Source organism: Arthrobacter sp. AIWTK1 (assembly GCF_056680535.1).
Genome location: NZ_CM155287.1, coordinates 1,558,534 through 1,585,074, shown reverse-complemented (window position 1 = coordinate 1,585,074; position 26,541 = coordinate 1,558,534). Strand labels below are relative to the sequence as shown.

General features: G+C 66.7%; 26 protein-coding genes. 7 read left to right on the top strand and 19 right to left on the bottom strand.

The features are described 5' to 3' along the window. Positions 1-56: 56 nt before the first annotated feature. The gene (locus tag AC1MDG_RS07245) at positions 57-878 is read left to right on the top strand and encodes a DUF937 domain-containing protein (protein ID WP_479808377.1); all 822 of its coding nucleotides are present in this window, start codon (positions 57-59) and stop codon (positions 876-878) included. 18 nt (positions 879-896) lie between these two features. On the opposite strand, the gene AC1MDG_RS07240 is transcribed toward AC1MDG_RS07245, so the two are convergent. The 5 genes from AC1MDG_RS07240 to truB all read right to left on the bottom strand — a co-directional run bounded on the left by AC1MDG_RS07240 (position 897) and on the right by truB (position 5,390). After that, positions 897-1,490, bottom strand: coding sequence for a P-loop NTPase family protein (locus AC1MDG_RS07240; RefSeq protein ID WP_479808376.1), 594 nt, complete (start codon positions 1,488-1,490; stop codon positions 897-899). Between the two features lie 261 nt (positions 1,491-1,751). Further along, complete coding sequence (locus tag AC1MDG_RS07235) at positions 1,752-3,587, bottom strand: HNH endonuclease signature motif containing protein (protein ID WP_479808375.1); 1,836 nt, start codon at positions 3,585-3,587, stop codon at positions 1,752-1,754. Positions 3,588-3,640: 53 nt separating this feature from the next. After that, the gene (locus AC1MDG_RS07230; RefSeq protein WP_479808374.1) at positions 3,641-4,096 is read right to left on the bottom strand and encodes a hypothetical protein; all 456 of its coding nucleotides are present in this window, start codon (positions 4,094-4,096) and stop codon (positions 3,641-3,643) included. Between the two features lie 18 nt (positions 4,097-4,114). Beyond that, positions 4,115-4,468, bottom strand: coding sequence for a hypothetical protein (locus AC1MDG_RS07225; RefSeq protein WP_043480105.1), 354 nt, complete (start codon positions 4,466-4,468; stop codon positions 4,115-4,117). A gap of 1 nt (position 4,469) precedes the next feature. Next, positions 4,470-5,390 carry a tRNA pseudouridine(55) synthase TruB gene (gene truB / locus AC1MDG_RS07220; protein WP_479808373.1) on the bottom strand — a complete coding sequence of 307 codons (921 nt, stop codon included), beginning with the start codon at positions 5,388-5,390 and terminating at the stop codon, positions 4,470-4,472. A gap of 125 nt (positions 5,391-5,515) precedes the next feature. Between truB and AC1MDG_RS07215 the strand changes: the two genes are divergently transcribed. Continuing rightward, positions 5,516-6,670, top strand: a complete 1,155-nt coding sequence (locus AC1MDG_RS07215) for a pyridoxal phosphate-dependent aminotransferase (RefSeq protein ID WP_479808372.1) — start codon at positions 5,516-5,518, stop codon at positions 6,668-6,670. 151 nt (positions 6,671-6,821) lie between these two features. Continuing rightward, complete coding sequence (locus tag AC1MDG_RS07210; protein ID WP_043480100.1) at positions 6,822-7,031, top strand: hypothetical protein; 210 nt, start codon at positions 6,822-6,824, stop codon at positions 7,029-7,031. A 50-nt stretch (positions 7,032-7,081) separates the two neighbouring features. Here AC1MDG_RS07210 and AC1MDG_RS07205 read toward each other — a convergent pair whose 3' ends face one another. The 3 genes from AC1MDG_RS07205 to AC1MDG_RS07195 form a co-directional block, all read right to left on the bottom strand. Next, entirely contained in the window at positions 7,082-7,420 is a 339-nt protein-coding gene (locus tag AC1MDG_RS07205) for a CU044_2847 family protein (protein ID WP_043480098.1), read from the bottom strand. A 65-nt stretch (positions 7,421-7,485) separates the two neighbouring features. After that, the gene (gene trxA, locus AC1MDG_RS07200) at positions 7,486-7,959 is read right to left on the bottom strand and encodes a thioredoxin (protein ID WP_043480095.1); all 474 of its coding nucleotides are present in this window, start codon (positions 7,957-7,959) and stop codon (positions 7,486-7,488) included. Positions 7,960-8,044: 85 nt separating this feature from the next. After that, the gene (locus AC1MDG_RS07195; protein WP_479808371.1) at positions 8,045-8,530 is read right to left on the bottom strand and encodes a nucleoside deaminase; all 486 of its coding nucleotides are present in this window, start codon (positions 8,528-8,530) and stop codon (positions 8,045-8,047) included. A gap of 185 nt (positions 8,531-8,715) precedes the next feature. On the opposite strand from AC1MDG_RS07195, the gene AC1MDG_RS07190 reads away from it, so the two are divergent. Beyond that, positions 8,716-9,828, top strand: a complete 1,113-nt coding sequence (locus tag AC1MDG_RS07190; RefSeq protein ID WP_479808370.1) for a ScyD/ScyE family protein — start codon at positions 8,716-8,718, stop codon at positions 9,826-9,828. A 67-nt stretch (positions 9,829-9,895) separates the two neighbouring features. On the opposite strand, the gene rbfA is transcribed toward AC1MDG_RS07190, so the two are convergent. From rbfA to rimP, 5 genes are all read right to left on the bottom strand, one after another. Continuing rightward, the gene (gene rbfA, locus AC1MDG_RS07185; protein ID WP_479808369.1) at positions 9,896-10,405 is read right to left on the bottom strand and encodes a 30S ribosome-binding factor RbfA; all 510 of its coding nucleotides are present in this window, start codon (positions 10,403-10,405) and stop codon (positions 9,896-9,898) included. A gap of 248 nt (positions 10,406-10,653) precedes the next feature. Then, a complete protein-coding gene (gene infB / locus AC1MDG_RS07180; protein ID WP_479808368.1) occupies positions 10,654-13,560 on the bottom strand; it encodes a translation initiation factor IF-2 in 2,907 nt (968 codons plus the stop codon). A gap of 152 nt (positions 13,561-13,712) precedes the next feature. After that, positions 13,713-14,054 carry a YlxR family protein gene (locus AC1MDG_RS07175; RefSeq protein WP_200890971.1) on the bottom strand — a complete coding sequence of 114 codons (342 nt, stop codon included), beginning with the start codon at positions 14,052-14,054 and terminating at the stop codon, positions 13,713-13,715. Between the two features lie 228 nt (positions 14,055-14,282). Continuing rightward, a complete protein-coding gene (gene nusA / locus AC1MDG_RS07170; RefSeq protein ID WP_043480087.1) occupies positions 14,283-15,263 on the bottom strand; it encodes a transcription termination factor NusA in 981 nt (326 codons plus the stop codon). Then, positions 15,263-15,880: a ribosome maturation factor RimP gene (gene rimP, locus AC1MDG_RS07165; protein WP_043480085.1), complete on the bottom strand. Its 618-nt coding sequence runs from the start codon at positions 15,878-15,880 to the stop codon at positions 15,263-15,265. Before rimP ends, nusA begins: the two co-directional genes overlap by 1 nt. A gap of 87 nt (positions 15,881-15,967) precedes the next feature. On the opposite strand from rimP, the gene AC1MDG_RS07160 reads away from it, so the two are divergent. The 3 genes from AC1MDG_RS07160 to AC1MDG_RS07150 all read left to right on the top strand — a co-directional run bounded on the left by AC1MDG_RS07160 (position 15,968) and on the right by AC1MDG_RS07150 (position 19,152). Beyond that, a complete protein-coding gene (locus tag AC1MDG_RS07160) occupies positions 15,968-17,248 on the top strand; it encodes a ferritin-like domain-containing protein (RefSeq protein WP_479808367.1) in 1,281 nt (426 codons plus the stop codon). Positions 17,249-17,330: 82 nt separating this feature from the next. After that, a complete protein-coding gene (locus AC1MDG_RS07155) occupies positions 17,331-18,062 on the top strand; it encodes a VIT1/CCC1 transporter family protein (protein WP_479808366.1) in 732 nt (243 codons plus the stop codon). A 43-nt stretch (positions 18,063-18,105) separates the two neighbouring features. Next, positions 18,106-19,152 (top strand): aminoglycoside phosphotransferase family protein, encoded by a 1,047-nt coding sequence (locus AC1MDG_RS07150; protein WP_479808365.1) that lies wholly within the window; start codon positions 18,106-18,108, stop codon positions 19,150-19,152. Here the strand turns inward: AC1MDG_RS07150 and AC1MDG_RS07145 are convergent. The 6 genes from AC1MDG_RS07145 to ispG form a co-directional block, all read right to left on the bottom strand. Continuing rightward, positions 19,149-20,573: a pyridoxal phosphate-dependent decarboxylase family protein gene (locus AC1MDG_RS07145; protein ID WP_479808364.1), complete on the bottom strand. Its 1,425-nt coding sequence runs from the start codon at positions 20,571-20,573 to the stop codon at positions 19,149-19,151. The two genes, AC1MDG_RS07150 and AC1MDG_RS07145, sit on opposite strands and share 4 nt — an antisense overlap. A gap of 66 nt (positions 20,574-20,639) precedes the next feature. Beyond that, the gene (locus tag AC1MDG_RS07140; protein ID WP_043480077.1) at positions 20,640-21,434 is read right to left on the bottom strand and encodes a sulfite exporter TauE/SafE family protein; all 795 of its coding nucleotides are present in this window, start codon (positions 21,432-21,434) and stop codon (positions 20,640-20,642) included. An 18-nt stretch (positions 21,435-21,452) separates the two neighbouring features. Beyond that, on the bottom strand, positions 21,453-23,264 hold the full coding sequence (locus AC1MDG_RS07135) for a proline--tRNA ligase (RefSeq protein WP_479808363.1): 1,812 nt from the start codon (positions 23,262-23,264) through the stop codon (positions 21,453-21,455). Positions 23,265-23,702: 438 nt separating this feature from the next. After that, positions 23,703-24,461 (bottom strand): hypothetical protein, encoded by a 759-nt coding sequence (locus AC1MDG_RS07130; protein ID WP_479808362.1) that lies wholly within the window; start codon positions 24,459-24,461, stop codon positions 23,703-23,705. A gap of 41 nt (positions 24,462-24,502) precedes the next feature. Beyond that, positions 24,503-25,390, bottom strand: a complete 888-nt coding sequence (locus tag AC1MDG_RS07125; RefSeq protein WP_043480072.1) for a GNAT family N-acetyltransferase — start codon at positions 25,388-25,390, stop codon at positions 24,503-24,505. After that, entirely contained in the window at positions 25,353-26,519 is a 1,167-nt protein-coding gene (gene ispG / locus AC1MDG_RS07120; protein WP_011691265.1) for a flavodoxin-dependent (E)-4-hydroxy-3-methylbut-2-enyl-diphosphate synthase, read from the bottom strand. The genes AC1MDG_RS07125 and ispG overlap by 38 nt, the downstream gene beginning before the upstream one ends. Positions 26,520-26,541: the final 22 nt, after the last annotated feature.

Below are 26,541 nucleotides of genomic sequence, written 5' to 3'. Positions count from 1 at the left end.
CTGCGCGCCGAAGCCAACGATGCCCGCGGCCCCGCGCCGGGCTGAAGGAGAGCGCTATGACAGACATCCGCGAGACCTTGGACCAGGTACCCGTTGACCAGATTGCCGGTCTTCTGGGCACGGACAGGGAGACCGCCCGGGCCGCCGTCGAAGCTGCGGTGCCCACCCTCCTCGCCGGCATGCAGAGCAATGCGCAGGCGCCCGATGGAGCAGCGTCCCTTGAATCAGCGCTGGCCCAACACCAGAACGGGCTCGTGGACGGCGGCGTGGACGCCGCCCAGGTGGATACAGCCGACGGCGAGAAGATTGTCAGCCATGTTTTCGGCGGGCAACAGGACCAGGTGGCAAACCAGCTCGCGGGCACTGCCAACCTGGGCGGCGTGGGCGGCGACCTCGTCCGGAAGCTTCTCCCAATTCTGGCGCCCATCGTGATGTCCTACCTCGCCAACAAAATTCTCGGCGGACGGAATGCACAGGCGGGAGGCGGAGCAGCGGGCGACGCGGCCGGCGGCCCCGGCGGCATCGACCTCGGCAGCATCCTGGGTGGCATTCTTGGTGGCGGTTCACAAGGCGGTGCGGGCGCCCAGGGAGGTCTGGGAGACATCCTCGGCGGCATTTTGGGAGGGGGCCCGCAGGGGGGCCAGCAGTCCCGCGATGCGGTCGTCCCGGAGCCCAGGACCGAAAGGGCGCCGCAACCCCCCACCGGACCACTCGGTCAGCCGATTCCGCAGGGCGGTGCGCCCGTACCAGGCGAGGTGGTCGACGTCGATCTTCCCGGCGACGGCGCCGGTAACGGCTCCCAGGACCGCCCAGACGAGAAAAAGAACGACGGCGGCGGCCTCGGCGGACTGTTGGGCGGACTCTTCGGCAAAAAGTAGCAGTCCTGAGTCGAGCTCCTAGCGGTGCGGGCGGCCGTCACCTTCAGCAGCATCTCCGGGACCTGAAGCGGCGGTTGCGACGCCCGCCAGCCAGTCGTCGAGGTCCCGGGGCCTGCGAAACGCCATCACGGGCGGCATGTCCGGGCTGGCCTGCCATTCCTTGAAAACACGTTTCTTCCTAGCGAATGAGTTGAAGTGCCAGTAGAAGATCGAATCCCTCGCACATAGCCTCGCGAGCGTTTCAACGTTTCCATTGCAGACGGGCTGCCTGGTAATCACTCGTCGCAGCGATCGGCGCACGAGCCTGGCCAGGGACAGCCAACGGGGATAATCCAACGCGACAACCAGTTCCGCCCGGGGTACAACGATGTCGCGCCAGACACCATAGGCGCTGTCCAGGACCCAGCGCTCGCGGGCCGCGACTTCGCCCGCGAGCTGCCGTTGCTGCTCGACGCTGCGCTGTTGCCAGCCGGGAAGCCAGCCAATGTCGTCGTCTGCTGAAAACTCGGGCAGCCCCGACGCTGCCGCGTACGCGCGGGCCGCCGAGGACTTGCCGCTGCCCGTGACTCCGTAAAAGAGGACACGGGACGGGTTTACCGGGATGGGTTTCATGATCTGCTCCCCTGTCTGTTCGCCGGTACGGCCTCCCCCGAACTCTGGCGCACCGCGATTTGAAACGATAGCACTCAGCCGAATCAGCCCGTTCGGACTGGGTTCCAGCAGGCTCTGGCGAACCGCGAGCTCGGACTTCAAGCCGGACCGCTCAGGAAGTTCGCTCTCTTCCGCCAGCCGTGAGGCCGCCGGACCGGCCGCCGGAATTCAGTCTGGTGGGACCACGTTTCACGAGGACACGCCGGTAGACCAAGGGCAGCGTCACTCGAGTCTGAAGTAGTTGTTTCGTTGGGGTTGTTGGCGTGGGTCGATGTGGGGTGGCGGGATGAACCACGGGATGCCCGTTTTGACCTGGATCTGCCACTGTTCCTTGTGGATCAGGTGGTGGTGATGGGAGCAGAGCAGCGTGCCGTTTTCCGTGCTGGTGGTTCCGCCGTGTGACCAGTAGGTGATGTGGTGGGCTTCGCACCAGGGTGCGGGGATGGTGCAGTTTGGGAAGGCGCAGCCCTGGTCCCGTGCGGTGATGGCTTTGCGGATGTGGGGCGGGAAGATCCGTGTGGTCCGGCCGATATCCAGGATGCGGCCCTGGCTGCCGAGCAGGACCGGGATGATGTCAGCGTCGCACGCGATCTTCCGGACGGTGGACGCAGTGACCGGCCCCGTGAAGGTGAAAGATGCGGTGCCGGGGAGGCCTCGGGAGCCTAGGGTGCCGGTGCCGGGGGCGCCGCCTGGTCCATCACTGGCGCGGTCGCTGGCGTGTTCGAGTCGTTCGAGGAGGTCGCGGTAGTCGATAGTGACCATGACCTGAGGCCGCAGCCCACCCGCAGCGGGGAGGTTTCCGGTGGCAAGGGCTGTTTTGGCGGCGCCGACGAGCCCGTCCAGGAGTTGCTGGGGCCGGGTCCGCAGGTCCAGATCACCGCCATTAACGGTTCCGTCGTTGCCTTCAGCCATTCCGGCGCGGGTGCGGGGGTTGGTGGCGATGTTCATCACGGTCAGGAGGGGTTCGTACTGGTCCTGGGTGGCGAAGATTTCCAGGTGGTGCAGTCCGCGACGGGGTTTCCGGATGAACGCGCCTTGCCGGTGCCGGAGTTCTTCCTCGGAGGGTTCTGTGCCGTCCTGGTCGATCGCGTCAGCCAGTTGCCGGGCGACGCGGGCGACGAAATCGGTGTCGTTCTGCGCGGCTGTGCGGGTCAGGGTGTGTTCCATCTTGGCCATGGTGTCTTCGGGGGCGTGGTGCCGGACCCGGTCCAGGGCGAGGGTGATGATGGTCGCGGAACGGGAGCCCACCGACCCGGACGCCACCGCGGCGGCCAGCACAGGCCGCTCCGGAGGTTCGGCGTGGCCGGTGATCCCGGTGCGTGGCAGCACTGCCTCGGCCAGGGCGAGGCGGCGGCGGGCTTCCGCGGCACCGATCCGCAACCGCGCCCGCAGGAACTCGATGGTGTTCCGGCACCCGTCATCCGCCGGATCCGGATCATTGTGTCCTGGCCGGTCGGTGGCGGCCCGACCCGCGCCCGCGCCCGCGCCCGCGCCGACATCATCCGCCGGGCTGCTGACAGCCTCCCGGCCGGTCGCCGTTGCACTGGTCGCGGTCGCCGTTTCGCTGTCCGTGGTCCCCGTTTCGCCGGCCGCGGTCCCGGTGACCCAGCCTCCGGTCCCGGTAGCCCAGCCAATCGGCCCCTCCGCCGCAGCCTCGTTGCCCCACCCGGTCGTCCAGCCGGCAGCAGAGCCCGCACCCGAGCGCGCAGCAGCGGAAGCCTCCCGCCGCGCCCGGTCCACAGCCCCGGCAGCAACCATCTGTAGATATTCAAGGGTCCGGGAAATCTCCTCGACTTCGGCCGCGAAGTCAGCAGCCTCACGGAAGCGCATCACCGCAGCGTCGGCAACCGCCGTCGAACTCAAAGACACCAGCAGCGCAAGGCACCCGGCCAGATCACCGGAACCCCCGCCGTCGGACGCTAAGGACTCGGGGCGTTGGATTACTTCGGGGACGCTCCGCAGGCCGCGGCTGCGCACGGCCGCAGAAGCGGCAGCAGCGGCGGGCAGCTTGGCCCACCGCAACGCCCCTCCTGCTGCAAGTTCCCCCATGACTTCCATGAGATAACTCTGCCGTAGGGGTCCGACAGTTTAGGCCCGCCGAGTCAGAACGACTATGCCCTTGGTGCGGGGCGCCGCCTGTACAGCCAGACGAGTCCGAGGATGGGAAGCAGAAGCGGGATGAAAGCATAGCCGCGGCCGAAGAGGGACCAGACAGTCTCATGCGGGAAGCTGACGGAGTCGACGATACTCAGGGCCCCGACCACCACCACGCCTACGAGTTCCACCAGGACGGCAGCCACGGACACCTTGAACCAGGTCCTGCCGGGCTTCGCCAGGGAGATCGTGGCTACGACGTAAACCAAAGCCGCGAACGCTGAGAGCAGGTACGCAAGCGGCGCTTCGGAGAACTTGGTGAGAATCTGGTAGCCGGCCCGGGCAGTGGCGGAGATCGCGAAAACTGCGTATACCGCGATCAGCAGCCGTCCGGGCCCGGTATTCCGGGTGTCCGCGGAACGGGCGTTTGCGGTCGCATTGTCGGTCTTGTTGACGGGGGTTTGCGGAGTCACGTCGTGTGCTTCTTCCACTCAGTACCAGATCTGGTTCATGCGTGCGGCCATCACCAGGGCGGTGACGCCCACGGCAGCCAGGACAAAGTTGCTCCACCGGGTGCGCTCCAGGATGGACCAGTAAACGGCGCCAACCGGCAGGATCAGGGCAGTGATCAGGTAGCCCCAGAACTCCCACGGTTCCCCGGCTATCTGTTCTCCCGAGGAAACGCGGACGATCGAGCCCACCAGGTAAACCAGGAGCGCCAGTTCGACGGCGGCCACTGACAGGATAGTGGCGTCGTTCGGGGCTTTCTTCATGATCCCGGCCACGGCGCAGATGATCGTGGAAAGCAGCCCGACGGCAAGAATGATGTAGAAGTACGCGTCCACGCTATGTGGCCGGCTGTTCGTTGCTCGGGGCAAAGACCAGCACGGGTTTCGCGTAGCCGCCGGCATCCGCCAGCAGGGCCACCAGCGAGCCGTCAGGCGCAAAGGCCGCGGCAGGATTGTCTGCGGTGGCAGCTTCCGGTGTTCCGGCGCCCGCGCCTGCGGCTATGCGCCGGCCGAAGGAGATTTCAGTGGCTTCATCCTGGCTGAGCTCACGGTTCGGCATGAGCGCCCGCGCCGCCTGGGACATCTCCAGCACTTCCAGTTCCTCGGCCAGCTGCTCCAGCGTCCGGGCCTGGTCAAGGGTGTAGGGCCCAACCTGGGTCCTTCGAAGCGCCGTGAGGTGGCCCCCGGTCCCGAGGGCTTCACCAAGGTCGCGCGCCAGGGCACGGATATACGTGCCGGAGGAGCATTCCACGGTGACATCCACGTCCAGGACTGCCCCGTCACGCTCAGGGCGGACCGCGTGGACATCGAAACGGTGGATGGTGACCGGCCGTGCGGCAAGCTTCACGTCTTCGCCGGACCGGACGCGGGCATAGGCCCGTTCGCCATTGACCTTGATGGCGCTAACGCTGCTGGGGACCTGCTGGATGTCGCCGGTGAGTGCTGCGACGCCGGCCCTGATGGCTTCCTCGGTGACTGCAGCGGCAGACTGGCTGCTGACCACCTCGCCCTCGGCGTCGTCCGTCACGGTCGATTCACCGAGGCGGATGGTGGCGGTGTACGTCTTGGATGTTCCGACGATGTACGTCAGCAGGCGGGTGGCCTTGTTAATGCCGAGCACGAGGACACCGGTGGCCATGGGATCCAGCGTGCCGGCATGCCCCACTTTCCGGGTGCCGGCCAGCCGCCGCATCCGTCCAACCACATCGTGGCTGGTCCATCCCTGCGGCTTGTCCACTATTACCAGTCCAGAAAGCACGCCTCCCAGTATATCCGCGCCTGCGGCTCTACTTTTCGTCCGACGGCGGGCGGTGCCACCGCGGGGGTCCGACGGCGGGCGGTGCCACCGCGGGGGTCCGACGGCGGGCGGTTAGGATGGCAGACATGCCCGAGCTTGCCGCACACATCCACGACTTCCCCGTCAACCAGATCCGTGAGATCACCGAAGCCGCGTGGGGCACCCCCGGTGCCATTGTGTTGAGCATCGGCGAACCAGGCTTTGAGCTCCCCCGCCATGTCCTCGAAGCCGGCATGGCATGCCTGGACCGCGACGAAACCAACTACACGCCGAATGCCGGGATCCCTGCCCTTCGCGAAGCCTTCGCAGCCAGGTTCCGCGAGCACAATGGCGTTGACGTCGGGGCCGAGCGGGTCTATGTTGTGGACGGCGCCCAGCAGGGCCTGCATTTCGCCATGAGCCTCCTGCTCTCCCCCGGCGACGAAATCCTGATTCCCAACCCGGGCTACCCCACGTTTGGGATGACCAGCCAGCTGCTGCACGCAGTTCCCGTAAGGTACCCGCTGTACCCGGAGCATGATTTCCAGCCAAGGATCGAGGACATTGAGGCCCTCATCACGCCGCGGACCAGGGTGCTGATCCTGAATTCACCATCCAATCCGCTGGGTGCGGTACTGGGCGGCGACGTAACCCGCGGCCTCGTGGACCTGGCGCGGCGCCATGACCTCTGGATCATCTCCGACGAGTGCTACGAGGCCTTCACGTACGACGTGCCGCATGTCAGCCCGGCCCGGTTCGATAGCGATATCCCCGGGGAAGCCAGGGTCTTCACTTCGCTGACCCTGTCCAAGACGTACGGACTGACGGGGCTCCGGATCGGGGCATTGATCTGCCCGCCCGGACTGGAGCGGAAGATGAACAACGTGATGGAGTCGATCGTTTCCTGCGTCGCTTCGCCGTCCCAGTACGCTGCGATCGCCGCGCTGACAGGACCGCAGGATTACGTCAGCCACGCGCACGCCCATTACCGGGCCAACCGGGACGCGGCGTCGGCTGTGCTGGCGTCCAAAGGCATTCCGTTCCTGTCGGCGCAGGGGGCGTTCTACCTCTGGGCGGATGTTTCCCACGTCAGCGGCGGCGATGTGCGGTCCTGGGTCCGTACGTTCCTGGCGGACGCCGGGGTTTCCTTCGCGCCAGGCACGGCTTTCGGGTCAATCGGCGAAGGCTGGATCCGGATTGCGCTCTGCGGTGCCCAGTCTGAACTCGTGGAGGGCCTGGGCCGCCTGCCCTCCCGGGCCTGACGCCGCACATCGCCGGCTGGACGCCGCAACTCCCGCGGCCGAAGCCCACCTGGACTCAATGGAACAACGTTCAAGTGGGGCACAGAGTCCCTAGTGCAGAAGCCTGCCGGGCCCTAACCTGTCCACAGGGGCGGCACCGGAAAGGAACATCATGTGGTGGCAGGACCTGCTGTGGGGCTTCTGGAACGGCATTACGGCGTGGATCGTGCTCATCGCGCACGTGTTCGGCGCTTGGGCTGAGTTCCCCTTCTACAACAATGCACGGGCCGGTAACTGGTATGACTTCGGTTTCCTGCTGGGCATGGGATCACCGCTTCTCGGCGGCCTGGGCGTGCGCGGCGGCCGCCGGGCCCGAAGCTAGCACCGGGCCCGAAGCTAGCACCGGGCCCGAAGCTAGCAAAGGCGGTGCCGCTAGGGCACGATCTCTTCCTCCGGTGGCGGCTGCTCGGGCGACCATGACATCTTGACGATGAAGTGGGCCTCAGTAACGTTCCGGGCGATGATGGCCCCTGCCGCGCCGGCCAATTTCACGCCGAACTGAAGTTCCAGGTGTTCCGGCGCAAGATCCCCCAGGACTTCCGCTGCTGCCTTGGCGGCCGGACGCACGGCAGCGAGTGCATCTTCGAGCCTGCGCCCGGTGTCCTGGATCCCCCGGTCGTCTCGCGAGGGGTGTTCCACGCCGAAGCTGCTCTCCTCTGCTTCCACCAGGACCACGCCGGATCCGACTTCGTAGCGCAGTATTTCTGTCATCTCTTCCTCCGAATGCCGAACGGTGCCTGTGTGCGGGACACTCCCCCGGACGCAGCCTGGGTTGGTTAGCTCATGGTGGAGGAAAGCGCATGTTCCAGCCACGTCCGCAGGGTCGCCGCCGGGGCGGCCCCCGCCTGCCGGGCAATCACCATTCCGCCGACGATCACCATCAGCGTGGGGATCGCCTGGACCGCAAACCTCGCTGATAGCCCTGGAGCATGGTCCACGTCCACCTTGACCAGTTTGATCCGTCCCGCTTTTTCGGTCGCCAGCTGGTCCAGGACCGGGCTGACCATGCGGCAGGGGCCGCACCATTCCGCCCAGAAGTCGATCAGGGCAGGCACGGTTGATTCTTCTGCGATGCGTTTAAAGTCCGAGTCTCCGGCGTCGACGATCCATGGCAGGTCGTGGCTGCAGTTTCCGCAGCGGGGACGGCCGGGAGCAGCTGCTGGAATCCTGTTTGTCTTCCCGCAGCCGGGGCACCTGATGAGCCTTGGCCCCACTGCCCCGCGCTGCTTTCCAGTCGCACCTGAAGTCATGGGTTAATCGGACGCCTGCGGGCCGGAGCCGGATAGAGTCGAAGGTCCCGCCGGCCCCGGCCGGCCCGGCTTTCCGGAGCGAGGGTCAGTATTCGGTGCGGTCCGGGTTGTCGCGCCATGCTTCGAACGGGACGTTCGACGTCGTGACATCGGTTTGGCTGACCGGCATCAGTTCCGGCCGGGTGCCCTCAAAATATTCGTAGAACAGGGCGTCGTCGAACCCGGCGGCCGCAGCGCCGTGCCTGTCCGCGGCAAAGTACACGCGGTCGATCCGCGCCCACAACGCGGCGGCCAGGCACAACGGACACGGCTCACAGCTTGCATAGAGCACGGAACCGCTGAGATCGAAATTGGCTGATCCCGCCGCCGCCGTCCGAATGGCCACAACCTCTGCATGCGCGGTGGGGTCGTTGTCCCGCGTTACCCTGTTGACGCCAAAATGGCGGGTCCCGTCCGCGGTGACCACCAGCGCCCCGAAGGGGCCACCGCCGTCGGCCACATTCTGAACGGCAAGGTTGATGGCCTGACCCAGGAACTCCTGGATATCAGCGGCTGAGGGTGCGGCGTCCATGCTCCGATCATAGCCAGTACGCCCGGCTTTCCCGGGAACCGGGACGCCCCGGTTTGCCGCTGCCATCGACGTGGCCGGAGGCGAAGAAATAGAATATGCGCAGTGGGGGCGGCGGTGTCTTCCGCCAGCCGAATCCGTGGTCTCAATGAATCCTGGTAATCGTCATTGTCCATTTGGAGACCACCATGAGAAAGCACGTTTCGCTTGCCGCGGCTGCTGTCACCGCCGCGGTCTTCCTGTCATCCGGCCCTGCGGTCGCCGCCCCGCCGCCGAAGACCGAGCCTGTCACCGTTGCCGGCGGGCTCGTGGGTCCCCTGCACGTCAGTACGGGCCGTGACGGCTCGGTGATTGTGAGCGAGGAATTCGCCAGCCGCCTGACCCGGGTGGCTTCGGACGGCACCAAGACAGTCCTGTATTCCGATGCGGAATGGGACGTCGCCGGCAGCGCCCAGCGCCGGGCCACCATCTACTTCGTCGAGAGCCAGGGGGCCGGCCCCATGGATCCCCGCCCGCTGGCCGGTCATGTCAGGACCATCGCTGCCGACGGAACACAGAAGACTTTTGGCGACTTGGCAGCGTTGGAGAACGAAGAAAATGCTGACGGCGACGTGACGTACGGCTTCGAGGACCTGCCGGAGGGGTGCGCGGCGCAGCTACCGCCTGACGTGCCGGCCACGTACACCGGGACTGTTGACTCCCACCCGTACGGCATCGCCCTCTCCGGTGACACCGTGTATGTGGCCGATGCCGGAGCCAACAGCATCGTAACTGTCGACGCCGACTCCGGAGACACTGAAACACTGGCTGTCCTGCCGCCGCGCCCCTTCGTCATCACTGCCGACGTGGCCTCTACGCTGAATCTCCCCGGCTGCGTTGTGGGCCTCACCTATAACTTTGAACCCGTTCCTACGGACGTCGCCGTCGGACCGGACGGCTGGCTGTACGTGTCTGTGCTCCCGGGCGGACCGGAGAACCCCGCGCTGGGGGCCCGCGGCGCCGTATACCGGGTCAACCCGGACAACGGCCGGGTCAGGCTTTTCGCTGATGAGGTCATGTCCCCCACCGGACTGGCGCTGGACGACGACGGTGACGTTTACGTCGCGTCCCTGTTCGGTGAGGGCGTGCTCAGGATAGACGGCAAGGACAGTCAGCGGACGGTCCTGGCCGGCAAGCTGACGGCGGACGTTGCCCTGAGGGGTTCAACGCTGTACGCCACAACCGATGCCCTCCCGGCAGAAAACCAGGCCCCGGACGGCAAACTGGTGTCCGTGGACCTTAAGGGGCACTCCCGCCGCTGAGGCAGCGCCTTAAACACCAGTGTGGCCGGACCCTTGGCGGTTCCGGCCACACTCGGAGTACGTCGTTTTACTTGTTGCCGTCTTCGTCAAGTTCTTCGTCGTCGATGAGGTCTTCATCCTCTTCGTCGAAGTCGTCCTCGTCGATTTCCACGTCCTCGGGAACGTCGCTCTTGTACGGATCGGCGTCGCCGGCGTGCTTGGCGCCGGCAGCCAGGGCGGCCACCTCAGCGTCGCGCTTCTTGGCGGCGCGGAGCAGTTCTTCGAGGTTGGAGGCGTTGACCGGAATCTGGTCGGCCACAAACTCGAGGGTGGGAGTCAGCCGGACGGTGATGTTGCGGCCGACTTCCTGCCGGAGGACGCCCTTGGCCTTCTCCAGGCCCTTGGCAGCATCGGCCTGGACCACCTGGTCCCCGAACACGGTGTAGTAGATCGTGGCGTGCTGCAGATCATTGGTCACCCGGGCATCCGTAACAGTGATGCCTTCAAGCCGCGGATCCTTGACCTTCCGGCCCAAAGCCTCTGCAACAACAACCTTAATCCGCTGCGCCAACTTGGCAGCGCGTGCCGGATCAGCCATTTCCACTCCTAAATATTTGGATGTACGACGGCGCGATAGCGAGTTCCGTACACACGTTTGGTTAATTGCCACGCGCCTAAGGCGAGTCTACGACGGACTCCCGTTGGATTTTTTCCGGCGGCCTGGGAGTGGCATCGGGCCTGCCGAAGCTGGGTGGCCGACGTCGTAAGACGGTGGCCACCCAGCGAAGGGGCGGGGCCGCCGGAAAAAATCCAACGGCCCCGCACCTCTGTTATAGCTCAACCAACTTAGACGCGCGGCTTCTCGCGCATCTCGAAGGTCTCGATGATGTCGCCCTCGTTGATGTCGTTGTACGAGCCAAGACCGATACCACACTCGAAGTCCGTGCGGACCTCGGTGGCGTCGTCCTTGAAGCGCTTGAGCGTCTCAACGGTGAGGTTGTCGCCGATGATCTTGCCGTCGCGGCTGATGCGGGCCTTCGTGTTGCGTCGGATAACACCCGAGCGAACGATGGAACCGGCGATGTTGCCGAACTTGGAGGAACGGAACACTTCGCGGACCTCGGCGGTGCCAAGCTGGACTTCTTCGTACTCCGGCTTGAGCATGCCCTTGAGGGCCATCTCAATGTCATCGATTGCTGCGTAGATGACGGAGTAGAAGCGCATGTCCACGCCTTCGCGGTCTGCCAGTTCGGCAACACGCTCGGCGGGCTTGACGTTGAAGCCGATAATAACGGCGCTGTCGACCGTTGCCAGGTTGACGTCGTTCTGCGTGATCGCACCGACACCGCGGTGGATAACGCGGAGCTGGACACCTTCGCCGACGTCGATCTTGAGCAGCGCGTCTTCGAGGGCTTCCACGGCACCGGACACGTCACCCTTGAGGATGAGGTTGAGGGTGTCGATCTTGCCTTCGGCGACGGCCTGGTCGAAGTCTTCCAGGCTGATGCGCTTGCGGCGCTTGGCCAGGGCGGCGTTGCGGTCTGCTGCTTCACGCTTCTCGGCGATCTGGCGGGCGGTGCGCTCGTCAGCGGTCACGAAGAAGGTGTCGCCGGCGCGCGGGACGTTGGACAGACCCAGCACCTGCACGGGGCGGGACGGGCCGGCCTCGGTCAGGACGCTGCCGTCGTCGTCGAACATCGCACGGACGCGGCCATGGGCCGTGCCTGCCACGATGGTGTCGCCGACATGCAAGGTACCGGACTGGACCAGGACGGTGGCAACCGCACCGCGGCCCTTATCCAGGTTGGCTTCGATCGCAATACCGCGGGCGTCCTTGTTCGGGTTGGCGCGCATGTCCAGGGCGGCGTCTGCGGTGAGCAGGACGGCCTCGAGCAGCTCGTCGATGTTGAGGTTCTGGCGGGCAGAGACCTCCACGAACATGGTGTCGCCACCGTATTCTTCCGGAACCAGTCCGTACTCGGTCAGCTGGCCGCGGACCTTGTCCGGGTTGGCGCCTTCCTTGTCGATCTTGTTCACAGCCACGACGATCGGCACGTTGGCCGCCTGTGCGTGGTTGAGGGCCTCAACGGTCTGCGGCATCACGCCGTCGTCCGCTGCGACCACCAGGATGGCGATGTCGGTGACCTTCGCACCACGGGCACGCATGGCGGTGAACGCCTCGTGGCCCGGAGTATCGATGAAGGTGATCTTGCGGTCGACGCCTTCGTGCGCGGTGGTGATCTGGTAAGCACCGATGTGCTGCGTGATGCCGCCGTGTTCGCCCGCGACAACGTCGGAGTTACGGATGGCATCCAGCAGGCGGGTCTTACCGTGGTCAACGTGACCCATAACGGTGACAACAGGAGGACGTGCCTCGAGTTCCTCGTCGCCTTCGGCTTCCAGCTCTGCGTCGAAGTCGATGTCGAAACCGGAGAGCAGCTCGCGCTCCTCGTCCTCCGGGGACACAACCTGGAGCTTGTAGCCAAGCTCCTCGCCGAGCAGGGCGAAGGTCTCTTCATCCAGCGACTGCGTGGCCGTGGCCATTTCGCCGAGGTGGAAGAGCACGGTCACCAGTGCAGCGGGGTTCGCCTCGATCTTGTCGGCAAAGTCCGTGATGGACGAGCCGCGACGGAGCCGCACAACGGTGTTGCCGTCGCCGCGGGGCACGCTTACGCCACCCAGCGACGGAGCACTCATCTGCTCGAGTTCCTGACGCTTGGCGCGCTTCGACTTGCGCTGCTTGCCGCGGCCTGCGCCGCCCTTGCCGAAGGCACCCTGGGTGCCACCGCGACCGCGGCCACCCTTGCCGAAGCCACCGCCGGCCGGAGCACCGCCACCGGCGCCGGGAGCGCCACCGGTACCCGGTGCGCCACCGGGGCGTCCGGGACCGCGGCCTCCGCCGCCGGGACGGCCTGCACCAGCGGGTGCGGGACGTTCGGTGCGGTTGGGCATCATGCCCGGAGTGGGACGGTTTCCGCCGCCTGCACCCGGGCGTGCGCCGGGAGCGCCGGCCGGACGCGGAGCGCCGGGACGTGCACCCTGGGTGCCGCCGGGACGCGGAGCGCCCGGACGGGGACCGCCGGCGCCGGCCGCGGGACGCGGGCCGCCGGGGCGTTCGCCTTCGGTGCGGCTTCCGCCCGGACGGGGCATGCCCTGTGAAGGCGCGAACGGGTTATTGCCCGGACGCGGGGGACGTTCGTTGTCGCCGCCGCGGCCCCGGGGCATGCCCTGGGACGTGGCGAAGGGGTTGTTGCCGGGGCGGGGGCCGCCCGGGCGGGGTGCCGAACCCTGTCCGCCGGAGCGGGACGGGGCAGCCGGAGCTTCAGCCTTCGGTGCCGGGCGTGCGCCGGGCTTTGCACCGGTGGACGATGCGGCCGGAGCCGGGGCCGACGGCGCAGCTGCCGCAGCGGGGGCCGCGGGAGCAGGTGCTGCTGCCGGGGCGGGCGCCGACGGAGCGGGTGCCGCAGCGGGAGCTTCAGCCTTGGGTTCCGGAGCCTTGGGGGCTGCCGGGCCCGGCGCGGGAGCCGGACGGGAAGCTGAGGGGCTGGCGGGCGCCTTGGGCGCTGCTGCGGGAGCTTCGGACTTCGAAGCGCCGGCGGCGGGGTAGGCGTTGCGGAGTTTCCTCACAACGGGGGCCTCAATGGTGGAAGAGGCAGAGCGAACGAATTCGCCCAGTTCCTGCAGTTTGGTTACTGCATCTTTGGAAGTAATACCGAGCTCTTTAGCGAGCTCATGTACGCGGACCTTGGCCACATTTCTCCTGTCTCGGTCCGCACCGAGCCAGGCACGAACCGTCTACTTCTTACTGCGGACCTTCGCCGCGATAGCAGCTGAAAGGCCCATTGCAGAGCGCAACAAAGTTGTCATCGTTGCGCACTCATCGCTGGGAACTCATCGGGTTTCCATCAGTTTTCTGACCCGCTTTCAGGTTGGACGGTTGTTGCTGCGGCCACCGGAGTGTCCACGGCTTGCGTGCCTGCCGTTATCCGGCGTTCGACGGCGGCGGTTCCGGTGGTGCCCGGGAGGGCACGTCCGAACGCACGCCGCTTGATTGCCAGCGCCAGGCACGTTTCGCTGGGGTGCAGCCATGCACCCCGGCCAGCCATCCGGCGTCGTTCGTCCACCACGACAACGGTGGAACCGTTGCCTTCGGCGACGAGCCGGAGTAACTCAGACCGCGGGCCCTTCTTGCGGCATCCGATGCAGGTGCGTTGCGGCTGATCCTCAAGGTGTTGCACTAGCGCCACGGTGAGTATCTTCCTGCCCCTACAAATCTGCTGCCCCGAACCCGCCTGCAGGTTCCGGGTCCGTAACGAACGCAGATTCTGCGGGCACGCTCAAGGCGCACGAATACCGGCCATGAGGCGCGGTCAATGTCTATTCTAGCCCCTCAGGTGCCCCGGCCCCGAAACGACGGGTGGAAACCGGGCCGGACCAGCCAGGGGGTTGCCCGAGGGGCCGTCCGCCAAGGCGGTTTAGTTTTCGCGCGGAACTGCGGCGTCGGAGACGATGTCGATCCGCCAGCCCGTGAGCTTGGCGGCCAGGCGGGCGTTCTGGCCCTCCTTGCCGATGGCAAGCGACAGCTGGTAGTCCGGCACAACCACACGTGCGGAGCGGGTTGCCTCATCCGTGATGGTGACGGAATTCACCCTCGACGGCGACAAGGCGCTGGCGATGAACGTGGCCGGGTCCTCACTGAAATCGACGATGTCGATCTTTTCGTCGTTGAGCTCGGTCATGACGGCCCGGACGCGTGAACCCATCTCACCGATGCAGGCACCCTTGGCGTTGATGCCGGGGATGTTGGCCTTGACGGCGATCTTGGTGCGGTGTCCGGCTTCGCGGGCCAGCGCCACGATCTCCACCGAGCGGTCGGCGATCTCCGGAACTTCCAGTTCGAAGAGCTTCCGGACCAGGCCGGGGTGCGAGCGGGACAGCGTGATGGACGGGCCCTTGGTGCCGCGGTGCACGTCGATCACGAAGGCGCGGAGCCGGTTGCCGTGGATGTATTTCTCGCCGGGTACCTGCTCGGGCGGGGGCAGCAGCGCCTCCACCGTTCCAAGGTTCACCTGGATCATGTGCGGGTTGTTGCCCTGCTGGATGGTGCCGGCCACCAGTTCGCCCTCGCGGCCCTTGAACTGGCCCAGGACGTTGTCGTCCTCAGCGTCGCGCAGGCGCTGGAGGATGATCTGCCGTGCTGTGCTGGCAGCGATGCGGCCGAACCCGGCCGGGGTGTCCTCGAACTCGCCGATGGGGGCGCCGTCGTCGTCGATTTCAGTGGCCCAGATGGTTACGTGGCCGCTCTTGCGGTCCAGCTCTGCGCGGGCCTTTTCGAAGGCTCCCGGAGACTTGTGGTAAGCCACCAGCAGTGCCTGCTCGATGGTCGGGATCAGGAGGTCCAGCGGGATTTCACGCTCACGCTCCAGAAGTCTCAGTGCGCTCATGTCAATATCCATCAGGCCTCCTCAGAAGGTCCATTGTTTTCATCTTCCAGACCGACCTCATCGAGGTGGCTGAACTCTATCTCGACTTTTCCGTTGCGGATCCTGTCGAAAGGAATCTTTTCGGGCGCGCCCTGCTTGGGCTTCATCCCCTTTTTGGCCGCGATCTCCGGAATCAGGGTCACGCCGTCGTCGTCAACGGACTGGATCCTGCCGGTGAGGTTCTCGCCCTGGATGACATTCACCTTGACCATCCGGCCGCGGGCGCGGTGCCAGTGGCGCGGCTCAGTCAGGGGCCGTCCGACACCGGGCGATGACACCTCGAGGTCGTACGGGCGGCTGTCATAGCTGGGATCGCCGTCCAGGATGCCGGAGAGCTCCTTGGAGATCTCCGCAATGACGTCAAGGCTTACTCCGCCCGTCTCTTCCTGCGGCAGGTCCACCACCACGTGGACCACCCGGTTTGCCCCGGCGACGTGAATGGACACGTCCTCCAGGTACAGCCGGTGTGCTTGGACCGTGGGTTCCAGCAGCGTCCGGACGCGCTCGGCCTCCGGATTATGCACGGACTCGGCTTCAGCCTTGCCCGTCCCGGTCCGGTCTGATGAAGTCGTGGCTTCTACATTACTCACGATGCCGGCCGCCTCCCGCTAGATGATGTTGTGTGTACTAGCGTAGCGATTTTATGGGCGCCATGGTGCACTCGCCTGCTGCCGGACATGACAACATGGTCTGTTGTGAAAGACGACACCAAGGAAAAACGACGGCCGGGCCGCTATTTCCGGTACGGCATCCTGGCGTCACTGGCAGTGCTGGTCATCAGCCTGGGGCTGGCGCTGATACCCGGGCCGCCGCCCGAGGCGCCGGAACCCCCGTTTTCCGAGCGTGCGCGGACCTCAGCCCTGGCCGAAACGATGCAGTTGCGCGCGGCCGGCAGCCGGCTTGCCGATTCCGTTTCCGGTGCCGAGCGCCAGGCGCTCCTGCGCACTGTGACTTTGCTGACAACCCAGGCGAGGGCCTTGGCCGCGCCCGGCCAGGAACCGTCGCCCGCGGCCACAGGTGCCACCTCCGCGCCCGCCTCCGCCACCGCGTCCGGCACGGCAGCTGGTTCCGCCTCCGCGCCCGTGACAGGGGAACCCTCGGGGCCGGACTCCCCCGCCGGGCTTGTGGCCTCCTTGTCCGCCAGCGGCAGCCAGCGTCTCAGGGACGCGGAAGCGTCCGACGGCGGGATGGCGCGTCTGCTTGCCGCCGTCGGTACCGCGCAGGTTCTTCAGGCGTCCTCGCTGGCGACCGGCGTGGGGGCAGCCGCCCCGGAACTCCCCACGCTTTCCGTACCGTCATCGCCACCTGCAGCGGCGGCCGCTGCATCGCAGCCGGCCGCATCTCCGTCGGATGCTTCTCCAGTCCCTGCGTCTATGGCCGCTGCTTCTCCGGGCGCATCTCCGGCCGCCGGCGAAAGTTCATGCCCGCCGGCTCCGGCCGCGTCCGGTCCGGCCGCGGGGGCGGCGACGCCGGCATCCGCCCTGGCAATGACGGTCAAGACCGAGGCTGAGACGGTCTACGGCTACCAGGTGGCCCTGGCCCGCCTCGAAGGCGCTGCCGCCGGCCTGGCGTCACAGCTGCTCGCCCGGCATGAATCGGTCCTCGCCGAAGCGGAGGACCTCAGCAGGGCCCGGTGCGCGGACATTCCGCCGCGCGAGGCCGGCTACACGCTCAGCCCGCTGTTCCTTGAATCGCCGGCGGCCGGCCTGGGCAGTCTCGAAGCAGGAACCCTTCCGGTGTACGGGGACCTGGTGGCGTTAAGCGACGGCAGCACCCGGCAATGGGCCATTTCCGGCTTGCTGGCCGCCGCCAACCGCGCAGCGCAATGGGGCGCCGACGCCGGACCCCTGCCGGGCATCGTGCTGGACACCGCACAGCTTCCCGATCTGGCGCAGGACAGCGCCGCCCCGGCCTCCACCACGCCGGGGGCTTCGCAAGCGCCGCCGGACGCCGGGTAACCCGCGCCCGGCAAAAGCGTGCCTTACCTTCCTTAGTCCCGTATTACTGGCATGGCAAGCACACCAGTGGTTTGCTATACGCATGGACAGCGCCCGAGTAGCAACGCAGCATGAGAACGAACCGCACCACAACGACATCGCCCACCGGCTGAACTGGCTACGCGCCGGCGTGCTCGGCGCCAACGACGGCATTGTTTCCGTAGCGGCGATCGTGGTGGGCGTCGCCGGCGTCACCACCGATTCCGGCCCCATCCTGGTCGCCGGCGCGGCGGGCGTGGTGGGCGGCGCGATTTCCATGGCGCTGGGCGAGTACGTGTCCGTCAGCAGCCAGAAGGACAGCCAGCAGGCACTTATCGAAAAGGAAAGGCGCGAGCTGGCGGAGCAGCCCGAAGAGGAGCTCGAGGAGCTCGCCGCCATTTACCAGGGCAAGGGTCTCAGCCCTGCGACCGCCCGCACCGTCGCCAAGGAACTCACGGCCCACGACGCCCTGGGCGCCCACCTGTCCGCCGAGCTGCACATTGACGAAACCGATATCGTCAGCCCGTGGCATGCCGCTTTCGCGTCGGCAATTGCCTTCCTGGTCGGAGCGGTCCTGCCCATGCTGGCAATCCTGCTGCCGCCGGAAAACATCCGGGTTCCCCTGACCTTCGCGGCGGTGCTCGTGGCACTCGCGGCAACAGGTGCCCTGGGAGCCTGGATCGGCGGAGGGTCGAAAATGAAGGCCGCCGTCCGCGTGGTGGTGGGCGGCGCCTTGGCCCTGATCGCCACCTTCGCCATCGGCAACCTGCTCGGCGCCAGCGGCGTCGTCGCCTGATTCCCCGCATACGGCATGCGGTCCGGCGGTTAGGCTGGATCCGATGAAACCGCCCGCAGATGTCCCGATCCCGCCCGACCTCAGCCGCCGCTACAGCCGGACCAGCGGCGGACGTGCCTGGCTGGGTTCACTTCAGGGACTGATCTGCGGACGCCTGGAGCGGTGGGACCTTAAGGTGGACCTGAAGCCTGGCGAGCTGCCATGGAACGGCCATGGCGGCGTGGTGGTACCGGTAACCCGGCAGGGTGTCCCCGCAGTCCTGAAGGTCGCCTACCCGCACGACGAAGCCCGGGTGGAGCGATTCGCCCTCCGGCTCTGGGATGGACACGGCGCCGTGCGGCTCCTTGAGTCCGACGCCGGAACCTGTTCCATGCTCCTGGAGAGGCTGGATGCCGGCTGCTCCCTCCAGGAGGTTCCGATGGAAAGGGCCGTGGAGGTGTGGGGCGGCCTGACCCGGCAGTTGAGCCTCACGCCGGACCAGCGCCCGGAGTGGCACGAATTCGACCATGTGGCCGCCCGCGCGGAACAGTGGAGCGATGATCTTCCAGCCGACTGGGAACAGCTCGGCAGACCCTTTCCGCGCTGGCTCCTGGAGGCTGCCCTTGAGGTGTGCCAGACCCGCGGAGCAGTGGGCCGCCGGGCCGGCACCGACGTCCTGGTCAACACGGACTTCCACTACCTCAACATCCTGGCCCGGCCGCAAGGCGGTTTTGCGGCAATAGACCCGCAGCCCATGATCGGCGAGGCCGAATTCTCCGTTGCCCCGATCCTGTGGAACCGCATCCGGGACCTCCCCCGGAGCGATCCCCGCCGGGGCCTGCTGGACAGGTGCCGTGAGTTCACCGCCGCAGCGGGGCTCAATGCCGAGGTGGCCCGGCAATGGAGCCTTGCGCGTGAGGTGGAAAACGCCCTGTCGTACGCCGCCCGCCCGCACCACGACGGCGACCTCGCGAGTTCCCTCTGGGTGGCGAGCACGCTCGCCGGACGCACCCTTGACGGACTCCCAGCGGCACACGATCTTCCCGAACCGGGACAAGCAGCCCCCGGGGAGTCAGCACCCGGGGAAGCAGCCGCGCGGGCGTCGTCCTAGCCGCGGACCGCGGCCAGGGCTTTCCGCACGGCACCGACGGCCGATTCGACGTCGGCGTCGTCCGTTGTCCAGTTGCTCACCGAAATGCGCAGGACATCCCGCCCCTGCCAGCGGGAACCGGACATCCATACGTGGCCGTCCTCGATGATCCGTGCCGTCACGGCCCGTGTGGTGGCGTCGTCGCCGAACGCCAGTGAGACCTGCGTGTAGGCGACGTCGTTGAGCACTTCGACGCCGTCCAGCGCCGACAGTTGCTGTGCCAGCTGCGAAGCGCGGCTGACCAGGTTGCGCACCTGCGCGGCAACACCGTTCCGCCCGAGGGACTTCAGCGCCGCCCAGACGGGGACGCCGCGTGCCCTGCGGGAGAGCTCCGGGACGGTCTGGAAGGGGTCCGCCGCCGCACCGGCATCGCGGATCATGTAGCTGGGATTGACGCTCATCGCGGCCTCCAGCGCCTCCGAGTCCCGCACGGCCACGATGCCGCAGTCGTAGGGCACGTTGAGTGTCTTGTGCGCATCGGTGGCCCACGAGTCAGCCAGGTGCAGCCCGGCGGTGAGGGCGGCGAGTTCCGGCACCGCGGCCGCCCAGAGCCCGAAAGCACCATCTACATGCACCCAGGCGCCATGTGCCTTCGCAACGGTGATCGCCTCAAGAAACGGATCGAAGGCGCCGGAGTGCACGTTCCCGGCCTGCAGGCAGACAATCGGCGGCGCAGGAGCTAGTCCCCCCGCATCGCCTGACGCATTGACCAAGGCCCGGTCCAGGGCGCAGTCCAGCTCCGCCGGATCAATGCGGCCCTGCAGGTCCGAGGGCACCACGAGGGGGCTTCCCAGGCCCAGGTACCTCAAGGCGAGATCAATCGAGTCATGGCGTTCCTGCCCCACCAGGCAGCTGACAGCCGGAGCGCCGGCAAGCCCGCCGGTGTTGACGTCCCAGCCGGCTTTCTCCAGGACGCGCCAGCGTGCGGCCGACAGGCCGGCGAAGTTGGCCATGGTCGCCCCGGTGACGAAACCGACGTCGGCCGCTTCCGGGAAGCCCAGCAGCTCCAGGAACCATTGACCGGCTGCCGCCTCGATGGCCGCGGTGGCGGGCGTGGCGGCCCGGAGGAAGGAATTCTGGTCCCAGGCGCTCACCAGCCAGTCGGCCGCCATGGCGGCAGGCAGGGTGCCGCCGATGACCCAGCCGAAGAAGCGGCCGGAGGGCATGGCCATGAGGCCGGGTTCCGCCTTGGCTGCGAGATAATCGATCACGTCACCCGCCGGAAGGCCGTCCTCGGGCATCCGGCCGCCAAAGGCGGATGCCAGCTCCCCTGCTGTGGCGCGTGGCCCCACGTGGCGCGTGGGCTGGCTTTCCAGCCATTCACGGGCATGCCTGGCTGCTGCGTCCAAGGCGTCCCGGAAGGGTTCGTCCCCTGTTGACATAGGTGAATGGTACGCCCGCTCCCTTCCCGTTGGGAGGGTCTTTCGCATCCCCTTCGGTGCAGGCGCTTAGGCGAAGGTGTCCTGCCAGATGTCGTAGCCCAGCTTGAGGATCAGGGCCCCGACGACGACGAGGAAGACGTTGCGGATAAAGGTGCTTCCCTGCTTCACCGCGGTCCGCGCCCCGAGGTAGCCGCCTGCCATATTGGCGAGCCCCAGCACGAGTCCGACGCCCCACAACAGCGAGCCGTGCGGCAGGAAGAAGATCAGGGCGCCGGCGTTCGTGGCCATGTTCACAATTTTTGCCTTGGCGCTGGCTTCGAGGAACGCGTAGCCCATCGCGGAAACGAGGGCGATGATCAGGAACGATCCCGTCCCGGGTCCGATCAGGCCGTCGTAGAACCCGATGGCCGCTCCAATGAGGCAGGCCACCACGTAGTGCGTCCTGCCGTCGTGGCGGAGCGAGGTCAGGTCGCCGACGTTGGGTTTGAAGGCCGTAAAGAGCGCGACGGCGACCAGCGCCGCCACGATGATGGGTTTGAAAACACTAGCCGGCAAGGTGGCGGCCAGAACAGCGCCGCCGAAACTGCCTGCCAGCGCAATGACGGCCATGGGTATGGCCGTCCGCAGGTCGGGCCGGACGCGGCGGTAGTACGTCACCGCGCTTGTTGTGGTCCCGAAAATCGAACCCATTTTGTTGGTGGCAAGGGCCTGGACCGGGCTGATGCCCGGGACCAGCAGCAGCGCCGGGAGCTGGATGAGCCCCCCGCCGCCCACCACGGCATCAATCCATCCTGCGGCGAAGCCCGCCACGATGATGAGGATCAGAGTGGCGGGCTCCAGCGACTCGAATCCCGAGATCACTCCTGCGGCCGGGAGGGGTTACTTGCTGCGGACGGCGTTGACCACGTAGTCAACGGCCTTCTCAACGGCAACGTTCTCTGCCTCACCGCTGCGGCGGTCCTTGATCTCCACGACGCCGTCCGCCAGTCCGCGGCCGACGGCCAGGATGGTGGGCACGCCGATGAGTTCAGCATCGCCGAACTTGACGCCCGGGGACACCTTGGGGCGGTCGTCATAGATGACCTCGAGGCCGGCGGCTTCGAGTTCGTGTGAGAGCTTCTCGGCGGCCGCGAAGATTTCCTCGCCCCGCCCCACAGCCACAACGTGGACATCGGCAGGGGCCACTGCCCGGGGCCAGACCAGGCCCTTGGCGTCGTGGTTGGATTCGGCGAGGGCGGCAACAGCGCGGGTGACGCCCACGCCGTAGGAACCCATGGTGACCACGACCTGCTTGCCGTTCTGGTCCAGGACCTTCAGCTCAAGGGCTTCGGCGTACTTGCGGCCGAGTTGGAAGATGTGGCCCATCTCAATGCCGCGTGCGGTCTCCAAGGGTCCGGAACCGTCCGGTGCTTCGTCGCCGGCGCGCACTTCGGTGCACTCGATCACGCCGTCCCAGCCGAAGTCGCGGCCGGCCACGAGCCCGAAGACGTGCTTTCCGGCCATATTCGCGCCGGTCACCCAGGCGGTGCCGCTGACGACGCGGGGATCCACCAGGTACAGGAGCTTGGCTGCACCTTCCAGGCCCAGGAGCGGGGTGCCGAGCGACATGCCCGGTCCCAGGTAGCCCCGGACGATCAGGGGGTTGCGGGCGAGGTCTTCCTCGCCGGCGGCTTCCACGGTGATCTCACCGGCGACCGACAGGTAGGCGCCGATGTTGGCCTCCACCCGCTTCAGGTCGACGCCGCGGTCGCCGGGCACGCCAATGACGACGATCTGGCGCTCACCCGTGGGCAGGGTGACGGCGAGGACAACGTTCTTGAGCGTGTCAGCGGCCGTCCAGGCGCCGCCGTCGTTCTCATCGCGCGGAACCAGCTGGTTTGCCGCGTCCACCAGCGTGTCGATGGTGGGGGTGTTCGGGGTGTCCCGGATCTCGGCTGCAGGCGCGTTGCTGAAGTCGATCTCGGCGGGGACCACGGTGGTCACGGCTTCAACGTTGGCTGCGTAGCCGCCGGCGGACCGCACGAAGGTGTCTTCGCCGATCTCGGTGGGGTGCAGGAATTCCTCGCTCCGGGAGCCGCCCATGGCACCGGCAGTGGCAGCCACCGGAATCACCTCGAGGCCGAGGCGCTCGAAGATCTTCAGGTAGGCGGCACGGTGCGCGTTGTAGCTCGCGTCCAGGCCGGCGTCGTCGACGTCGAACGAGTAGGAGTCCTTCATGATGAACTCGCGGCCGCGCAGCAGGCCGGCGCGGGGCCGGGCCTCGTCGCGGTACTTGTTCTGGATCTGGTAGATGCTCAGCGGAAGGTCCTTGTACGAGGAGTACAGGTCCTTGACCAGGAGGGTGAACATCTCCTCGTGGGTGGGGGCCAGGAGATAGTCGCCGCCCTTGCGGTCCTTGAGCCGGAAGATGCCCTCGCCGTACTCGGTCCAGCGGTTGGTGGCCTCGTAGGGTTCCTTGGGCAGGAGCGCCGGGAAGTGGACTTCCTGGGCACCGATGGCGGTCATTTCTTCACGGATGACTTTTTCCACCTTGCGCAGCACGCTCAGGCCCAGCGGCAGCCAGGTGTAGATGCCCGGCGCTGCCCTGCGGATATACCCGGCGCGGACCAGGAGCCGGTGGCTCGCCACCTCGGCGTCGGCGGGATCTTCGCGCAGGGTGCGCAGGAACAGCTTGGAAAGTCGAAGGACCACGGGTAGGAATCCGTTTCTTGGGAGGTGCCTGTTCTGATGACGGGCTTGGCAAATTCGTCTGGGTACTAATCTACCGTGGCGCGGCGGGTGCCGGGTTCCCGGCGGCCGGCCGCCGGCGTCGGCGGCTGAAATCCCGCTCCGGACGGAGAAGAGCCACGCCAGAACTAAAGGAAGCCCCTGGCCGTCACCGGCTGGTCATCCTGTTTTGGCGTGGCTCTTACGGCCCGTCGGACCGAGAAGTCCGGAGGAAGCGCTAGGCGTGCCCGCTGGGAAGGTCAACGTCCAGTGCCATCTGTTGATTTCCCCTCTGAGACCGCACGCACCCCATTCGGCGCGGCTAGGAAGAACCTATGTGATCCACTGCACCATTACAAGAGTCGTCACGCAGTTTTCTGCAGTTGACTCCGGGTTACCGCGTGTGTCCGGATGGGCGGCCGGCTAGTCAATGAGGGCGGCCGCCTGGTCCAGCAGGGCTTCCGCCGACGCCAGGTCGGAGGAGGTAACGCCGGTCCCTGAAGCCTGCGCGGAGATCAGGACTCCGCCTTTGACGGCGAAGGTCATCACAGTGCTCTGGGTGGCACCAGTGGGCAGCGTGACGTCCGTCTGCATGGCAACGGCGCCGGGAGTGCCGGCTCCGCTGTCAAGCCTGGTGGTGGCCGCTGTCATGGACATTCCGCCGATATTCATGCTGATGTTGCCGCAGGCTTCGATGTCGTTGCCGCGCTGTGCAAGCGACTGGTCCAGCTTGTCCTTTTCAACGCCGGAAAGGAGCGAGAGCGTCTGGGTCAGTTCCGCCGTAGAGGACGTGGATGCGCCCACTGCCATTGTGGTGTTGCTGTCCGGCTTGAGCGCCGTGCCCGTTGCGATGGTATTGCATTCGGCAGGCTGCACCTGGACTTCGGTCATGAGGGAGACCATCTGATCCAGCGCCTGCGAGACCTTCTCCGCGGGCATCACCGACAGGGCTACGCTCTCCGAGTCCTTCACCGCTCCGGCGATCTCCGCCAACTCGCCGGCCGTCAGCATTGTGAACGCAGCTTCCGTTGGAGTCGGGCTTGGCGTTGCCGTGGCGGCGGAAGTTTCCGAGGCAGCCCCGGCGTCCGCGGTATTCGCGGTATTCGCGGGTCCACTGCAAGCGGACAGGCCCAGCAGCAGCACGGCAGATGCCCCTAAAAAGCGCACAACGGACGTATTCATTTATCCCCCAATAAGTTCGAATGCCGGCCGGTTGCGGCCAGCTAGAACAGAACTGTAGCGAACGTACCCACCTGGTGGAAGCCCACACGTTCGTAGGTGGCCCTCGCCCGCGCGTTGTAGTCATTGACGTACAGGCTGGTGACCGGCGCCAACTTCTGCGCCAGCACTACGACTGCGGCCATGTACCCGGCGCTGAGTCCGCGTCCGCGGCAGGAGGGGTTCATCCAGACGCCCTGGACCTGGGTCACATCGGGGGTAACGGCGCCCAGTTCGGCCTTGAACGTGACCTGGCCGCCTTCGTCGAGGTGGACGAGGGAATGACCCTGCCTGATGAGGCCTTCCACGCGCCGGCTGTAGAACTCTCGGCCGCCCAGGAATGGCGAATAACCGACTTCTTCTTCGAACATGGCGGCGCAGGCGGGGAGGATCCTGTCGAAATCGGCGAGCTGGCCGATGCCCAGGCCGGTGTTGGGCTGAACCGCCGGCGGCCCGGCGATGCTCATCAGCGGCTGGTCCGCCCGGACCTCGTGTGCCTGCTGCCCGAGCTGCTCCAGTTGCTCGTACATCGCCAGGACAGTATCCGCGGGGCCGAAGATGGACGCGAAGCGGCGGCCGGAGCGTTGCGCATGCTCGGCAACCGGGCCGGCGAGCTCCGCGTCCAGCTGGATGGGAACAAGGTTCGCCCCGGCCCAGCACGCGCCTACCAGGGCGTCGCCGTCGAACACGCCAAAGATACTGGCCCCGCCCGTGGTGGGCGCGGCCGTTCCCGTTGCGGCCAGGTGCGACAGGATGAAGACGTTGGCCACAACGTCCGTCCGGGCCAGCTCGCGCAGCTCCGCGGTGTCCGGCCCGGACAGGACCCGGATGGATATGCCGGGCCCTGCAGTCTCTCTACGAGACGCTAACCACGGGGCTACCCTTGACAGCATCTTCGCCATCGGCCTCCCCCATCTCTTCAGCGATTCGCATGGCCTCTTCGATCAGTGTCTCAACAATTTCACTCTCGGGGACAGTCTTGATGACCTCTCCCTTCACAAAGATTTGTCCCTTGCCGTTACCGGAGGCCACGCCCAGGTCGGCTTCGCGTGCCTCGCCGGGGCCGTTGACGACGCAGCCCATGACGGCAACGCGCAACGGGATCTCCATGCCTTCCAGCCCTGCAGTGACCTGTTCGGCCAGCGTGTACACGTCCACCTGGGCCCGGCCGCATGACGGGCAGGAGACAATTTCGAGCTTGCGGGGACGCAGGTTCAGCGACTGCAGGATCTGGTTGCCGACCTTGATTTCCTCGACGGGCGGAGCCGAGAGGGAAACGCGGATGGTGTCGCCGATGCCCCGCGACAGCAGCGCGCCGAACGCGGTGGCGGACTTGATGGTGCCCTGGAAGGCCGGGCCCGCTTCGGTGACGCCGAGGTGGAGCGGCCAGTCGCCCTTTTCAGCCAGCATCTCGTACGCGGCAACCATGATCACGGGGTCGTTGTGCTTGACGGAGATCTTGAAGTCGTGGAAGCCGTGCTCTTCAAACAGCGAGGCTTCCCAGACGGCTGACTCCACCAGGGCCTCGGGGGTCGCCTTGCCGTACTTCTTCAGGATCCCGGGTTCCAGGGATCCTGCGTTGACGCCGATCCGGATGGAGGTGCCGTGGTCCTTGGCGGCGCGGGCGATCTCCTTGACCTGGTCATCGAACTTGCGGATGTTGCCGGGGTTGACGCGTACCGCGGCGCATCCCGCTTCGATGGCGGCGAAGACGTACTTGGGCTGGAAGTGGATGTCCGCAATCACCGGGATCTGGGACTTCCGCGCGATGATCGGCAGCGCCTCGGCGTCATCCGCGGACGGGCAGGCCACGCGCACGATGTCGCAGCCTGAGGCCGTCAGCTCAGCTATCTGCTGCAGCGTGGCGTTGATGTCCGTGGTGGGCGTGGTGGTCATCGACTGCACGCTGATGGGCGAATCCGAGCCGACCCCCACCGAGCCCACCTTGATCTGGCGGGTCTTCCTGCGCGGGGCTAGGACGGGCGGCGGTGCTGACGGCATTCCCAGGCTGACCGAGGTCACGTGGACTCCTCTTTAGATCGAA